Genomic DNA, 15,111 nt, shown 5'->3' with positions numbered 1-15,111 from the left:
ATATGGGAATTATGGAAACTGTTCTTGAAATCCCGGCTGAGCATGAAGCAAATGTATTCGGGCAATTTGATGCTTTTGCAAAAAAGATTGAGCGCTCCCTTCATGTGACACTGATTTCCAGAGATGGTGTTGTCAAGATCATGGGGGACAGCAATGCTGTAGAACGCGCAAGAAATGTACTCTCACAGCTTCTTGAATTATCCCGTCGAGGTAACACGATTTCAGAACAAAATGTGAATTATACGCTGGCACTTGTCATGGAAGACAGTGAAGATAATGTCTTGGAAATTGATAAAGATATTATCTGTCACACCTTACAGGGGAAGCCAATAAAACCAAAGACACTTGGGCAAAAACAGTATGTAGATGAAATTCGGGAAAAAATGATTGTCTTTGGACTAGGTCCTGCCGGAACAGGAAAGACATACCTGGCCATGGCTATGGCAATCACTGCATTTAAAAATAATGAAGTTGGAAGAATCATTTTGACAAGACCTGCCATTGAGGCGGGAGAAAAGCTTGGATTTCTTCCGGGAGATCTGCAAAGCAAGATCGATCCTTATCTGCGTCCGCTTTATGATGCTCTTTATCAGATTATGGGAGCAGAAAGTTTTTTGAAAAATTCTGAAAAAGGACTGATTGAAGTCGCACCGCTTGCTTACATGCGTGGACGTACATTAGACAATGCATTTATCATTCTGGACGAGGCTCAGAACACAACTCCGGCGCAGATGAAGATGTTTTTAACAAGAATCGGATTTGGCTCAAAAGTTGTAATTACCGGTGATGAGACACAAAAGGATTTGCCAAGTGGTCAGACTTCCGGACTTGATGTAGCTGTCCGTGTTGTCGGCAAGATCAATGACATTGGAGTATGCCGTCTTACAAGCAAAGATGTTGTCCGCCATCCGCTTGTCCAGAAAATTGTAAAAGCTTACGAAGAATACGAGACAAAGACACAGAACAAATCAAGAAATCGCAGCCGAGAGAAAAGGAGAAAATCATGACATTATTTTATGAAGAAGAAGGAGCATTAAAGCTCCCTTTTGATTGCCAGGCGCTTGCCCGTGAAGTCATAAATGGCGCATTGGAATATATTCATTGTCCATATGAAGTTCAGGTCAATCTCTTACTCACTATGAACGATGAGATTCATGAGATGAACCGGGATTTCCGTAACATTGATCGTGCAACAGATGTACTTTCTTTCCCGATGCTGGAATATGAAACTCCGGGAGACTTCTCTCATTTTGAAAGCGAAGAAGACTGCTTCGATCCGGAGACAGGTGAGCTTCTGCTTGGAGATATTGTGATTTCCAAAGAAAAAGTCATTGCACAGGCTGAAGAATACGGTCATTCCGTCAAACGTGAATACGCATTCCTGATTGCACACTCGGTCCTTCATCTTTCCGGTTATGATCATATGGAAGAAGAGGAACGTATTGAAATGGAGACTCTTCAGCGTGAAATTTTAAATGAGCTAAATATATTACGTTAACATGGAGTAAATTATGAGTGAAAACAAAAGTGAAACCGGGAAGAACTTTCTCGTTCAGGGTTCCATTCTGGCTATAGCCGGAGTCATAACTAAAATTATCGGAGCAGTGTACCGAATTCCCCTCGTAAATATACTGGGTGATAAAGGTATGGGCTACTACGGAGTCGCGTTTCAGATTTACGCGATTGCACTTACACTGACTTCTTACAGTCTGCCCCTTGCAGTATCCAAGCTTGTCTCTGCAAGACTTGCAACAGGACAATATAAAAATGCATATCGCGTCTTTCGGGGTGCCATGACATTTGCAATTGCAGCAGGCGGTATCGTCGGTGCCATCATATTCTTTGGCGCTGATTTTATCGCATCGAATCTGATGGCAATGAAAATGAGTACGTTAGCTTTGCGAGTACTGGCTCCGTGCATTCTGATCGTGGCAATCCTTGGTGTATTCCGTGGATTTTTCCAGGGAAATGGATCCATGATTCCGACAGCTGTTTCCCAGATCATCGAACAGATTGTCAATGCAGTTGTCAGCGTAGTCGGTGCTTACATGCTCCTTAAGGTTGGTAAAGAAGTTGCTGCCCAGAAAAATAATGATTCTTATGGTGCGGCTTATGCAGCATCTGGCGGTACACTAGGTACCGTGATGGGAGCACTTGCTGCGTTATTATTTTTATTTTTCTTATTTTTAGCTTTCCGGAAGAAATTCCGCCGTCAGATGGAGCGTGATCGTGGAAATAAAACTGAAAGTTATAAGAGAGTTTTTAAAGTGCTTCTATTAACGATTGCACCTGTTATTTTAAGCGCAACGGTCTACAATCTTTGTGGTGTTGTAGATAATGCTATGTTTGGGACAATTATGTCTATTCAGGGGCATAAAGAAAGCGAATATGCCGCCCTTCTTGGTATTGTAACCGGAAAATACGATACACTGATGAATGTGCCTCTTGCGATTTCCAGTGCCTTTGGATCTTCCTTGATCCCAAGCATTGTACTTACAGCAAAGACCGGAAACCGCAGACAGGTTCATGAAAAGATTGATATTTTTACGCGTTTTAATATGATTATTGCGATTCCATGTGCAGCCGGATTTATCGTACTGGCAAAACCACTTCTGGATTTATTATTCTTTACAGAGAATAATACTCTTGGCGGTGTATTATTACAGATGGGAGCAATCTCTGTTGTATTTTACAATCTTTCTACTGTAACGAATGCAGTGCTTCAGGGACTCGATAATATGATGGTACCGGTAAAGAGTGCCGCCATCTCTCTTGTTATACATATCATTTCCCTGTTCCTTATGATGGTTGTTTTCAAATGGGGCATTTATGCAGTTGTTTTGAGCAAGATTGTTTTTTCTCTTTCTACCTGTATTTTAAATGCACATGCATTGAGAGAACGAATCGGATATGTTCAGGAGCAGAAGAAAACATTTGTCATACCGGCAATTGCCTCGATCATTATGGGGATCGTTACACTTGTTGTACATTTGTTATTTGAATTGTTCGTAGGAACAAGAATTGCAACTGTCATTGCATTGTGTGTTGCTGTTGCAGTTTACGGTGTTGCGCTTGTACTTCTTGGCGGTGTAACAGAAAAAGAGCTATCTTCCATGCCAAAGGGACCAATGTTAGTCAAAATATGCAAGAAAGCTCATTTATTCCGTTCCTAGGCTGTTCTTAATGCTGCATGACACGGATCATGAATAGAAGTAAATAATAAAGTCAATACTGTACTTAAAAAGGAGATATTTCCATGAAAAGTAAGTACAGCATTGGCTTTTTAAGTTGTTGTGCATGCCTGATCATTGCCATGACATTTGCATATCAGTTCAGTTATCAAAAAGCAAAGGCGAGAGCTGAAAAACTAAAAATAGAAGAGCAGCAGACCATGGAAAATGAGGATTCATCTTCTGTCACGACCGGCAGCAAGGCTTCCAAAAATGACTGCTATTATCTGATGGAAGTGAACGGATACATTGTTGTGTATTTCAGCGATAAGAAAACACCTTATGAGTATACAGACATTCATTATGATGAACTTCCAGAACTTTTAAGACAGGAAATCAGAAATGGAAAGTATATTGAAAGTACCGCTGAGCTTTATGGCTTTCTCGAAAATTATTCCAGTTAATGTATCCTGGATTTTTCTGTAGACTTCTTGTTCCGGATAGTGTAAGATAAATAGATGACGTCTTTATTAAGAAAGGAACGAAAGCACATGGACGAAAGCAAAATTGCCCGTATTAATGAACTCTATCACAAATCCAAAGAGGTCGGATTAAGTGATGCAGAATTAAAAGAACAGCTTATCTTAAGAAAAGAATATATTGACAGCGTCCGCCGTAATCTTAGGGGACAGCTTGACAATATTTCTGTCAAAGAGGCAGATGGAAGTATTACGAATCTAGGTGAAAAATATGGAAACAAAAAAGTCCATTAGGCAGATTATCCGTAAGCAACGCAAAGAACTGGATCCAATTATCTGGCAGTCACAGACGGCTGAAATCTGTCGTAAGACATGCGAACTGGATGTATTCCGGGAAGCAACAGATATTTATTGTTATATAGATTTCGGAGGGGAAGTGGGGACTCGGCCACTTATGCTGGAAGCCTGGAAACTCGGAAAAACTGTCTGGGTTCCGAAGGTTCACGGCGAAACAATGGATTTTTATGAAATTACTTCTTTTGATGAATTAAAACCTGGTGCTTATGGTATTCTCGAACCCGCTGCCGGAATACCTGCATCGGCAGACGACGGACTTATGATCATGCCAGGAGTTGCCTTTGATACAAACCGCAATCGTGTCGGCTATGGAGGCGGTTATTATGACCGATATCTGGAGTCACATCCTCAGCTTCATACACTGGCACTGGCTTTTGATATGCAAGTCTTATTTGAAGTCCCGGCAGAGGAACAAGATATTAAGCCACAGCTTCTTGTGACAGAAACAAACATTTATCAGGAAGGATAATATTATATATGGAATTACCAAAAGATCCAGTCATGCTTCTTAGCGTGATCAATACAGAACTCAGAGATAAATATCCATCGCTGGACGCACTATGCGAAGACCGCGAAATCACAAAAACATCTATTACAGATACGTTGAAAGGGATTGATTATGAATACGATAACATCAGGAATCAATTTGTCTGATCCTGTACCTCATAAGGAACCAGAAAGACAATATTATTTCATAGAAAAAGCGAAAGAATACGTAAGAAAAGAAGCAGAAGAAGCAGGAAGGCCGATGACTTTCTGCGTCACAACCTTTGGGTGTCAGATGAATGCGCGCGATTCAGAAAAATTACGTGGAATTCTACTTGAAATAGGCTACGAAGAAGCGTCTGAAGAAGAGGCAGATTTTGTAATCTTTAATACGTGTACTGTCCGGGAAAATGCGAATACAAGAGTTTACGGACGCCTTGGTCAGTTAAAGTCACATAAAAAGAAAAATCCACATATGAAGATTGCCTTGTGCGGCTGTATGATGCAGGAACCGGAAGTTGTAGAAAAACTTCGTACAAGCTATCGCTTCGTAGATCTTATTTTCGGCACCCATAACATTTATAAATTTGCGGAACTAATTACTGCAGTTTACGAAGGTGGCCGCATGGTCATTGATATCTGGAAAGATACTGATAAGATTGTCGAAGATCTTCCAAACGACAGGAAATATTCCTTTAAATCCGGAGTCAACATTATGTTTGGCTGCAATAATTTCTGTAGTTACTGTATCGTGCCATATGTAAGAGGACGTGAGAGAAGTCGTAAACCAGAAGCAATTGTGCGGGAAATCGAACGTCTTGTAGCTGATGGTGTCACAGAAGTTATGCTTCTTGGACAAAATGTAAATTCTTACGGAAAGAACTTGGAAGAACCGTTGCCCTTTGCAGAACTACTACAAAAAATCGAGCAGATCGAGGGACTTCATCGAATCCGTTTTATGACTTCCCACCCGAAAGATCTTTCTGATGAATTGATCGAAGTGATGGGCAAGAGTAAAAAAATCTGTAAACACCTTCATCTTCCCGTACAATCCGGAAGCAGTCGTATTTTAAAGAAGATGAACCGCCATTATACAAAAGAACAGTATCTGGAACTGGTAGATAAAATCCGTGCCGCTGTGCCGGATATCTCTCTGACAACAGATATTATTGTCGGATTTCCTGGTGAGACAGAAGAGGACTTCCTGGAAACTTTAGATATTGTAAGAAAAGTGCGATACGACAGTGCATTTACATTTATCTACTCCAAGAGAACCGGAACGCCTGCTGCCACAATGGAAGATCAGGTTCCGGAGGAAGTTGTAAAAGATCGTTTTGACCGTCTACTGAAAGAAGTTCAGACAATTGCAGCAGAGGTATGTGCTGTACATGAAGGAACCGTTCAGGAAGTGCTGGTTGAATCTGTCAGTGACCATGATGACCATATGGTAACCGGACGACTCAGCAATAACATTCTTGTTCATTTCCGGGGAGATGCATCTATGATCGGCGATTATGTCAATGTGAAGCTGGATCAATGTAAAGGCTTCTATTATATTGGAGAACAGGTATAGAAAAATATACCAGTGATGATATTGATAAAACGAGTAGAAAACGCTCACACTATTTTGTAAGAACAGATAGTGAGGGCGTTTTTATATGAAGAATAGCTTATCAAAGAAAAACATTTATTTAAAAAATATAAGTGAATATCTTGTACTATGGGCTGTCGGAGGATGTATTTATTATGGGATTGAAGTCTTATTTCGCGGTTTTTCACATATAAGTATGTTCATGCTTGGCGGACTGTGTATGCAGTTTTTTACATGGCAGGGACGGCTGACAGAATGGCAGGATGCTCTGCCAAGACAGATTACACGTTGTACGATCTTTGTTGTGAGTATGGAATTTATCACTGGAATTATCGTAAACAAATGGTATCACCTGGCAGTTTGGGATTATTCGGATATGCCATTGCAGTTATGGGGGCAGATTTGTCTTCCCTTTGCGCTTATTTTTTCTTTTTTATGTACTATGGGTATCCTTCTGTCCGGATATCTGCTCCATTGGTTCTATAGAGAACCAATACCACATTACCGCATTTGGTAGTGTTACATCATCCGTTTTGATATTTGATAAACATGTGGCAGGTAGTGATAACTAATCTTTTCCTGTTTGTCTAAAATTTCGACTTTCATGAAACAGGATGAGATGTTATAATATAAAGATGCCGAAGTTTCGAGATTGCCAATGGCATTCCTGAATTCACAAGTATTACACAAGAGGAGATAAAAAAGTGGCTGAATTAACACCTATGATGCAGCAGTATATGAAAACAAAAGAAGAATACAAAGACTGCATTTTATTTTATAGACTGGGAGATTTCTATGAGATGTTCTTTGATGATGCACTGGTAGCATCAAAAGAACTGGACATCACCCTTACCGGAAAAAACTGTGGACTGGAAGAACGTGCACCGATGTGCGGTGTCCCGTTCCATGCAGTAGACGGTTATCTGAACCGGCTCGTATCTAAAGGTTACAAGGTCGCCATCTGCGAACAGATGGAAGATCCGGCAACTGCAAAAGGAATCGTCAAACGTGAGGTTGTCCGGATTGCCACACCTGGAACGAACCTGGATATGCAGGCATTAGACGAGACAAAGAACAACTACATTATGTGTGTTGTTTACATGGAAGATCGTTTTGGGTTGTCTGTCGCTGATGTTACGACCGGCGATTATTTTGTTACGGAGATTAATACAGAAGAAAAACTGTTTGACGAAATCTATAAACTTATGCCGTCGGAGCTTATCTGTAATGAAGCATTTTTCATGAGTGGCATGAACATCGAGGATTTGAAGAACCGCCTTGGAATTACCATTTATTCACTGGATCCATGGTATTTTGATGATGCAATCTGTCAGGATACATTAAAAGAACATTTCAAAGTCGGATCATTGACTGGTCTTGGTCTTGCAGATTATGACTGTGGGATCATTGCTTCCGGAGCCCTTTTGATCTATCTGAAAGAGACTCAGAAGACATCTCTTTCCCATATGTCACGTCTGATTCCATATGCTGCCGGAAAATATATGCTTCTCGACAGTGCTACAAGACGGAATCTTGAACTTTGTGAGACTTTAAGAGAGAAGCAGAAGAGGGGAAGCCTTCTCTGGGTACTGGATAAGACGAAAACCGCCATGGGTGCCAGAAATCTCCGAAAATATATTGAACAGCCACTGGTTCAGAAATATGATATTGAGAAACGTCTGGATGCTCTCAATGAGCTTTTAGATAACGCGATTTCAAGAGAAGAGATCCGGGAATATCTGTCACCGATCTATGATCTTGAGCGTCTGGTCAGCAAGATTACATATCAGTCTGCGAACCCGAGAGATATGATCGCATTTGAAAGTTCTCTTTCTATGCTGCCTCATATCAAATATATTTTAAGCGAGATGACAAGTCCTCTTTTGAAAGAACTTTATGAAGATTTAGATACTCTGGAAGATCTGTGTACACTGATCAAAGATGCAATCCAAGAAGATCCGCCGCTTGCCATGAAGGAAGGCGGTATTATCCGCGACGGGTATAATCCGGAAGTTGATAAACTCCGCTCTGCTAAGTCTGACGGGAAAGACTGGCTTGCAAAACTGGAAAGTGACGAGCGTGAGAAAACCGGCATCAAAAATCTAAAGATTAAATACAATAAAGTATTCGGCTACTATCTGGAAGTGACCAATTCTTTTAAAGATCTGGTTCCGGATTATTATACAAGAAAGCAGACCCTTGCCAATGCAGAGCGTTATATTATTCCGGAATTAAAAGAACTGGAGGATACGATTCTCGGTGCGGAAGATAAGCTTTATTCTCTGGAGTATGAGCTTTACAGTGATATCCGAAGCCGTGTTGCCAAAGATGTTGTCCGTGTCCAGAAAACTGCCAAAGTGATCGCCCAGATTGATACACTGGCTTCTCTGGCTCTTGTTGCAGAGCAGAATAATTATGTGCGTCCGAAGATAAATGAAAAAGGTGTCATTGACATCAAAGACGGCCGTCACCCGGTAGTTGAGAAAATGATTCCAAATGATATGTTCATTTCCAATGATACATATCTGAACGATAAAAAAGACCGGATCGCAATTATAACGGGACCGAACATGGCCGGAAAGTCTACCTACATGCGCCAGACAGCCCTGATTGTTCTGATGGCTCAGATTGGTTCTTTTGTTCCTGCCTCCAAAGCCGACATCGGTCTGGTAGACCGTATCTTTACCCGTGTAGGAGCTTCCGATGATCTGGCAAGTGGTCAGAGTACATTTATGGTCGAGATGACGGAAGTCGCAAATATTTTAAGAAATGCCACTAGCAAGAGTCTTTTAATACTTGACGAGATCGGCCGTGGAACGAGTACATTTGACGGGCTCAGCATTGCCTGGGCAGTCATCGAACATATCAGTAACAGCAAACTTCTTGGTGCTAAGACTTTATTTGCCACACATTACCACGAGCTGACCGAGCTGGAAGGCAAAATAGATAACGTGAATAACTATTGCATTGCTGTTAAAGAGAACGGCGACGATATCATTTTCCTTAGAAAAATTGTCAAAGGTGGTGCGGACAAAAGTTATGGTATCCAGGTAGCGAAGCTTGCAGGGGTGCCGGAGTCTGTTACTGACCGGGCAAAGGAAATTGTAGAAGAACTGGTTCAGACAGATATTACAAGCCGGATCAAAGATATTGCTGTTTTGGGTGCCCCAAAACCTAAGGCAAAAAAATATGATGACGTGGATCTGGCTCAGATGTCATTGTTCGATACAGTGAAAGATGATGACGTATTAAAAGAGTTAAAAGAGCTTGATCTTGGAAACCTGACACCAATTGAAGCACTCAATACCCTTTATCAGCTTCAGAACAAATTAAAAAACAGGTGGTAGACCATGAGTAAGATACAGGTATTAGACCAGATTACAATTGATAAAATTGCCGCCGGGGAAGTCATAGAACGTCCGGCATCCGTAGTCAAAGAGCTTGCTGAGAATGCAATTGATGCCGGTGCGACTGCTGTAACTGTCGAGATCAAGGAAGGTGGCATTACATTTATGCGAATCGCTGACAACGGAATCGGAATTGATAAAGAAGATGTCCGTGCTGCATTTTTACGCCATTCTACAAGTAAGATCCGAAGTGCAGAGGATCTTGCACACATTTCATCTCTTGGTTTCCGTGGCGAAGCACTTTCCAGTATTGCAGCGGTCTCTCAGGTAGAGCTTCTGACCAAGACAAAGGAAGCAGATTTTGGCGTGCGATATAAGATTGCCGGTGGGAAGGAAGAATCACTTGAAGATGCCGGTGCCCCGGATGGCACGACATTTTTGATCCGGCAGCTTTTCTACAACACACCTGCCAGAAGAAAGTTTTTAAAAACTGCTATGACAGAGGCTAGTCACGTCGGAGACCTGGTCACAAGACTAGCGTTGTCTCATCCGGAAGTTTCCTTCCGTTTTATCAACAACGGTCAGGTTAAACTTCATACTTCCGGCAATGGAAATTTGAAGGATGTCATCTATCATATATACGGACGGGAGATTGCATCGAATCTGATTGAAGTAGATTTTGAAAGAAAAGGAATCCACATTACCGGATATCTTGGAAAGCCCTTGATTTCCCGCGGCAACCGTAATTTTGAAAATTATTTCGTAGATGGAAGATACATTAAGAGCAGTATCATCTCCAAGGCAATTGAAGACGGATATAAAGATTTTACTATGCAGCACAAATACCCATTTGTCGTGCTTTACCTGGACGTAGACACAGAACATGTAGATGTTAATGTGCATCCGACCAAGATGGATGTCCGTTTTAATAATCAGCAGGAGATTTATAATACCCTGTTTGCGGCTGTCGATGACGGACTACATGAACGGGAGCTGATTCCCGAAGTGACATTGGATGATATAAAAATTCCAGAAGAACCGAAAGATTGTAAAAGTAATTTTCCAGAAGAACCAAAAGAGTCGAAGATGGATCTGCCGAAAAAAAGTGAGGCAGAACATACCGAAAAGCTGCGAACCTCTTTGCAGTCACCACAAAATGAAGATGAAAAGCTGCAATACTTTATGAATGAGATGAAGAAAAGAGTATATTCTTACCATGAAGCGCTGCACGAAAATAAGCAAGAAACAACACCTGCTTCATCCAATACAGATGCCTGTGACCTACAGAAAAATGTACCAGTGCCGTATTCCTATAAACCACAGAAAAATATACCAGCTCCTAACTCCTACAAGCCACAGAGAAATGTGCAGGCACAAAGCTCATATAAATCACAACAAAATGTGCAGACACAAGGCTCTCAGATTGCAGAGATGCCAAATTATACTGCAAGACAAGTTCCTGCGGAAAAACCACAGCAGCTCAATTTCTTTGAAGAAAAACTTCTGGAGCCACAGGCAAAAGCTGAACATAAGATTATTGGCCAGGTCTTTGATACTTATTGGCTGGTAGAATTTCATGATAACTTATATATTATCGACCAGCATGCAGCTCATGAGAGAGTTCTGTATGAACAGACATTGAAGGGCATGAAGACACGGGAGTTTACTTCTCAGCTTATTAGTCCGCCAATCATACTGAATCTGTCTATGCAGGAGGCAGAACTTCTCAGGCTTTATATGGATCAGTTCACGCGGATTGGTTTTGAGATAGAAGAATTCGGACAGGATTCCTATGCAGTCCGCGCTGTACCGGACAATCTGTTCAGTATTGCAAAAAAAGAACTGCTCATGGAGATGATTGACAGTCTGTCTGATGAAATCAACCGAAATGCGCCATCTAATCTGATTGACGAAAAGATTGCATCTATGTCCTGTAAGGCAGCTGTCAAAGGAAATATGCGATTGAGTGCTGCAGAAGTAGACACATTGATCACGGAACTTCTGTCACTGGACAATCCTTATCACTGTCCACATGGGAGACCCACCATTATCGCCATGTCAAGGCGCGAACTGGAAAAGAAATTCAAACGTATTGTTTAATATCGAATATGAAAAATGTAAGGGATGATATATCATGCAAAAACAACCTTTAATCATTCTCACCGGACCTACTGCAGTCGGTAAAACAAAGGCTTCCATTGGTCTTGCAAAAGCAATCGGTGGTGAGATTATTTCTGCAGATTCCATGCAGGTCTACAAATATATGGATATTGGTTCCGCAAAAATCCGTCCGGAAGAAATGCAGCATGTTCCACATTACTTAGTAGATGAACTGGAACCAGACGATGAATTTCATGTTGTCCGTTTTCAACAGATGGCAAAAGAAGCTATGCAAAAGATCTATGCTGCCGGGCATATTCCAATCGTAGTAGGCGGAACCGGATTTTATATTCAGGCACTACTTTATGATATTGATTTTACAGATAATGATAATGACACCTCGCTCCGCGCAGAATTAGAAACATTTGCAGAAGAACATGGCGCAGAGGCACTTCATGAAAAACTTCGCGAAGTGGACCCAAAATCGGCAGATACTATCCATGCAAATAATATAAAGCGGGTCATTCGGGCATTGGAATTTTATCAGAAAACCGGAATGAAAATTTCTGAGCACAATGAAACAGAGCGACAAAAAGAGTCGCCCTATCAATTTGTATATTTTATCTTAAATGATGACCGCAAGAACCTGTACCGCCGTATAGATCTACGAGTTGACAAGATGATAGAAGAGGGGCTTGTCGCGGAAGTTAAGGCTTTAAAAGCGCGTGGCTATGACCGCAGTATGGTTTCTATGCAGGGACTTGGATATAAAGAAATTCTGGACTATCTGGACGGAGTATGCACATTAGAAGATGCCATTTACAAAATCAAACGAGATACAAGACATTTTGCAAAACGTCAGATTACATGGTTCAAGCGAGAGAAGCATGTGACATGGATTAATAAAAAAGATTACAATTATGATGAAGATAAGATTCTGGAAGTGATGCTCGAATCTATTAAAAAAGATATTTTGGAGGGACAATCATGTTAAATATAGAAGATATGTATCTGGAAATGGGAATCCGCAGAGAGGTTTACGATTTCGGGAGCCAGATTGAAGGAACTTTAAAAGAACGTTTTGATGCCATCGACAAAGTGGCAGAGTACAATCAGTTGAAAGTCGTGCATGCAATGCAGAAATGTAAAGTCAATGCCGGCTGTTTCAAATACGCCAGCGGATACGGTTATGACGACCCGGGACGTGACACACTGGAAGAAGTGTACGCAGAGATTTTTCATACAGAAAGTGCTCTTGTAAGACCGCAGATCACATGCGGAACTCACGCACTGGCACTGGCACTGGCTGCAAATCTGCGCCCGGGCGATGAGCTTCTATCTCCAGTCGGAAAACCTTATGACACATTGGAAGAAGTCATTGGAATCCGCCCATCGAATGGTTCTCTTGCGGAGTACGGAATTTCCTATCGCCAGGTAGATCTTCTAGAAGGCGGTGCATTTGACTATGACAATATCAAAAAAGCAATCAATGAAAAAACAAAGCTTGTAACAATCCAGCGTTCCAAAGGATATCAGACAAGACCAAGCTTTTCCGTCTCACAGATTGGAGAACTGATTGCATTTGTAAAGAGTATCAAACCAGACGTTATCTGTATGGTCGATAACTGTTACGGTGAATTTGTAGAGACGATTGAGCCAAGTGATGTGGGTGCAGATATGGTCGTTGGTTCCCTGATCAAGAACCCGGGCGGTGGACTTGCGCCAATTGGCGGATATATCGCAGGACGAAAAGATCTGATTGATAATTGTGGATACCGCCTGACTTCTCCAGGACTTGGAAAGGAAGTTGGTGCATCTCTCGGTGTCATGCAGTCCTTCTTCCAGGGACTTTTCCTGGCACCGACTGTGACAGCAGGTGCTTTAAAAGGAGCCATCTTTGCAGCAAACATCTACGAAAAATTAGGTTACAGTGTCATTCCAAATGGTACGGAGAGCCGCCACGATATTATTCAGGCAGTAGAACTTGGAACACCGGAAGGTGTCATCGCATTCTGTAAAGGAATCCAGGCTGCCGCCCCGGTTGATTCCTATGTCACACCAGAGCCATGGCCGATGCCAGGATATGACAGCGATGTTATTATGGCAGCCGGAGCATTTGTTCAGGGCTCCTCTATCGAGCTGAGTGCCGATGGTCCGATCAAAGAGCCATATGCAGTGTATTTCCAGGGCGGACTTACATGGCAGCATGCAAAGCTTGGAATATTAATGTCTTTAGAGTATCTGGTAAGAGAAGACCTTGTAACAGAGTTATAATATAAAGTTAAGGAGTTCAGATATGAAAACACTTGCAATTGTCGGAGGCGGTGCTTCCGGTATGTTGGCGGGCATCACCGCCCTTGAGACAAATCCAGACATTCAGGTCATTATCTTTGATCAGAAGGATATTCTTGGAAAGAAAATTTTGTCTACCGGAAATGGGCGCTGTAATCTGACAAATAAAAACATGTCTTTGGATTATTTCCGAAGTGATGAGCCGCAATTGATTTCTTCTGTTCTAAAAGCCTTTGGATATTCGGATACAATTCGTTTTTTCGAAAATCTGGGACTTCTGATGAAATCCAGAAATGGATACATTTATCCAAGATGTGATCAGGCATCTGTCGTCCGTTCTGTTCTGGATAATCGTTTAAAAGAACTGGGCGCAGACATCAGACGTGAGAACGCAGTGACATCCATATGCCGGACAAAAAAAGGATTCCAGATTGAGACCGGCAGCGAAAAAATTCAAGCTGACCGCATCATTTTAGCAGCCGGCGGAAAGGCTTCTTCGAAACTCGGCTCTGATGGCAGCGGTTATACCCTTGTCAAATCACTGGGGCATTCTGTTGTGCCGGTTGTTCCGGCACTGGTGCAGTTAAAAGTAAAGGATTTTGCCTTTCAAAAAGCTTCAGGAGTCAGGACAGATGCAAAAGTAACAGCCTTGATCAATGGGCGTATGGCTGTCTCAGATACCGGTGAACTTCAGATTACCAATTATGGCATATCCGGAATTCCTGTATTCCAAGTCAGCCGCTATATTTCCAGGGCTTTATATGAAAAGCAAAATGCGCAGGTTATGATTGACTTTCTGCCGGAATTAGAGGAAGCTTCACTTAGAGAACTATTTAGCAAAAAACTTCAGCACCTGAGCGAGAACCAAAAGTCAAAACCGGAAGACCTTCTGACCGGAATTCTTCACACAAAACTAATTCCGGAAATACTCCGAATTTCAGGCATCCGTTTTTCTGCGAAACTAAATATGATCAAAGGAGCAGAACTTACAAGACTGTGTGAGGTCATAAAGTCTTGCAGGTTAAACATTTCTGATACCAACGGGTTTGACAATGCTCAAGTTAGCGCAGGCGGTGTCAGCTTAAAAGAAGTAGATATGGAGACGATGCAGTCCTGTATTACAAAAGATCTCTATCTTGCCGGAGAACTTCTTGACGTTGATGGAATTTGTGGCGGTTATAATCTACAGTGGGCATGGGCTACCGGTTATCTGGCAGGAAAACATGCGGCATCTGATCTATAACAATTACTTTAAGAAATATATAAATTCGGCCGATTCATAAAAAAAG

Annotated in this window: 14 protein-coding genes; all 14 read left to right on the top strand. The window is 41.7% G+C overall.

Annotation, left to right across the window (positions count from 1 at the left end; translation table 11 throughout):
- The first annotated feature begins 2 nt into the window (after positions 1-2).
- The 14 genes from NQ560_RS07820 (at position 3) to NQ560_RS07755 (ending at position 15,065) form a co-directional block, all read left to right on the top strand.
- A complete protein-coding gene (locus NQ560_RS07820) occupies positions 3-1,007 on the top strand; it encodes a PhoH family protein (protein WP_005332676.1) in 1,005 nt (334 codons plus the stop codon).
- The gene (gene ybeY / locus NQ560_RS07815; RefSeq protein WP_005332677.1) at positions 1,004-1,498 is read left to right on the top strand and encodes an rRNA maturation RNase YbeY; all 495 of its coding nucleotides are present in this window, start codon (positions 1,004-1,006) and stop codon (positions 1,496-1,498) included. Before NQ560_RS07820 ends, ybeY begins: the two co-directional genes overlap by 4 nt.
- Positions 1,499-1,511: 13 nt before the next feature.
- Positions 1,512-3,173: a putative polysaccharide biosynthesis protein gene (locus NQ560_RS07810; RefSeq protein WP_005332678.1), complete on the top strand. Its 1,662-nt coding sequence runs from the start codon at positions 1,512-1,514 to the stop codon at positions 3,171-3,173.
- Between the two features lie 83 nt (positions 3,174-3,256).
- Entirely contained in the window at positions 3,257-3,634 is a 378-nt protein-coding gene (locus tag NQ560_RS07805) for a hypothetical protein (RefSeq protein ID WP_005332679.1), read from the top strand.
- A gap of 87 nt (positions 3,635-3,721) precedes the next feature.
- Positions 3,722-3,943: a DUF896 domain-containing protein gene (locus NQ560_RS07800; protein WP_005336417.1), complete on the top strand. Its 222-nt coding sequence runs from the start codon at positions 3,722-3,724 to the stop codon at positions 3,941-3,943.
- Positions 3,921-4,475 carry a 5-formyltetrahydrofolate cyclo-ligase gene (locus tag NQ560_RS07795; RefSeq protein WP_005332681.1) on the top strand — a complete coding sequence of 185 codons (555 nt, stop codon included), beginning with the start codon at positions 3,921-3,923 and terminating at the stop codon, positions 4,473-4,475. Before NQ560_RS07800 ends, NQ560_RS07795 begins: the two co-directional genes overlap by 23 nt.
- Before the next feature lie 8 nt (positions 4,476-4,483).
- On the top strand, positions 4,484-4,660 hold the full coding sequence (locus tag NQ560_RS07790) for a DUF4250 domain-containing protein (RefSeq protein WP_005332682.1): 177 nt from the start codon (positions 4,484-4,486) through the stop codon (positions 4,658-4,660).
- A complete protein-coding gene (miaB, locus tag NQ560_RS07785) occupies positions 4,626-6,065 on the top strand; it encodes a tRNA (N6-isopentenyl adenosine(37)-C2)-methylthiotransferase MiaB (protein ID WP_040015445.1) in 1,440 nt (479 codons plus the stop codon). Before NQ560_RS07790 ends, miaB begins: the two co-directional genes overlap by 35 nt.
- Before the next feature lie 85 nt (positions 6,066-6,150).
- Positions 6,151-6,600, top strand: coding sequence for a putative ABC transporter permease (locus tag NQ560_RS07780; protein ID WP_005332685.1), 450 nt, complete (start codon positions 6,151-6,153; stop codon positions 6,598-6,600).
- 187 nt (positions 6,601-6,787) lie between these two features.
- Complete coding sequence (gene mutS, locus NQ560_RS07775; protein WP_330371172.1) at positions 6,788-9,430, top strand: DNA mismatch repair protein MutS; 2,643 nt, start codon at positions 6,788-6,790, stop codon at positions 9,428-9,430.
- Positions 9,431-9,433: 3 nt separating this feature from the next.
- Entirely contained in the window at positions 9,434-11,530 is a 2,097-nt protein-coding gene (gene mutL, locus NQ560_RS07770; RefSeq protein WP_005332696.1) for a DNA mismatch repair endonuclease MutL, read from the top strand.
- A 34-nt stretch (positions 11,531-11,564) separates the two neighbouring features.
- Entirely contained in the window at positions 11,565-12,524 is a 960-nt protein-coding gene (gene miaA / locus NQ560_RS07765; protein ID WP_005332698.1) for a tRNA (adenosine(37)-N6)-dimethylallyltransferase MiaA, read from the top strand.
- Complete coding sequence (locus tag NQ560_RS07760; protein WP_005332713.1) at positions 12,518-13,804, top strand: methionine gamma-lyase family protein; 1,287 nt, start codon at positions 12,518-12,520, stop codon at positions 13,802-13,804. Before miaA ends, NQ560_RS07760 begins: the two co-directional genes overlap by 7 nt.
- 22 nt (positions 13,805-13,826) lie before the next feature.
- Positions 13,827-15,065 carry a BaiN/RdsA family NAD(P)/FAD-dependent oxidoreductase gene (locus NQ560_RS07755; RefSeq protein ID WP_005332714.1) on the top strand — a complete coding sequence of 413 codons (1,239 nt, stop codon included), beginning with the start codon at positions 13,827-13,829 and terminating at the stop codon, positions 15,063-15,065.
- The last annotated feature ends 46 nt before the right edge of the window (positions 15,066-15,111 follow it).

Source organism: Dorea formicigenerans, from assembly GCF_025150245.1.
Lineage (GTDB): Bacteria > Bacillota > Clostridia > Lachnospirales > Lachnospiraceae > Dorea > Dorea formicigenerans.
Note: the sequence above shows the minus strand (reverse complement) of the source record. Positions and strands in the feature narration are given on the sequence as shown.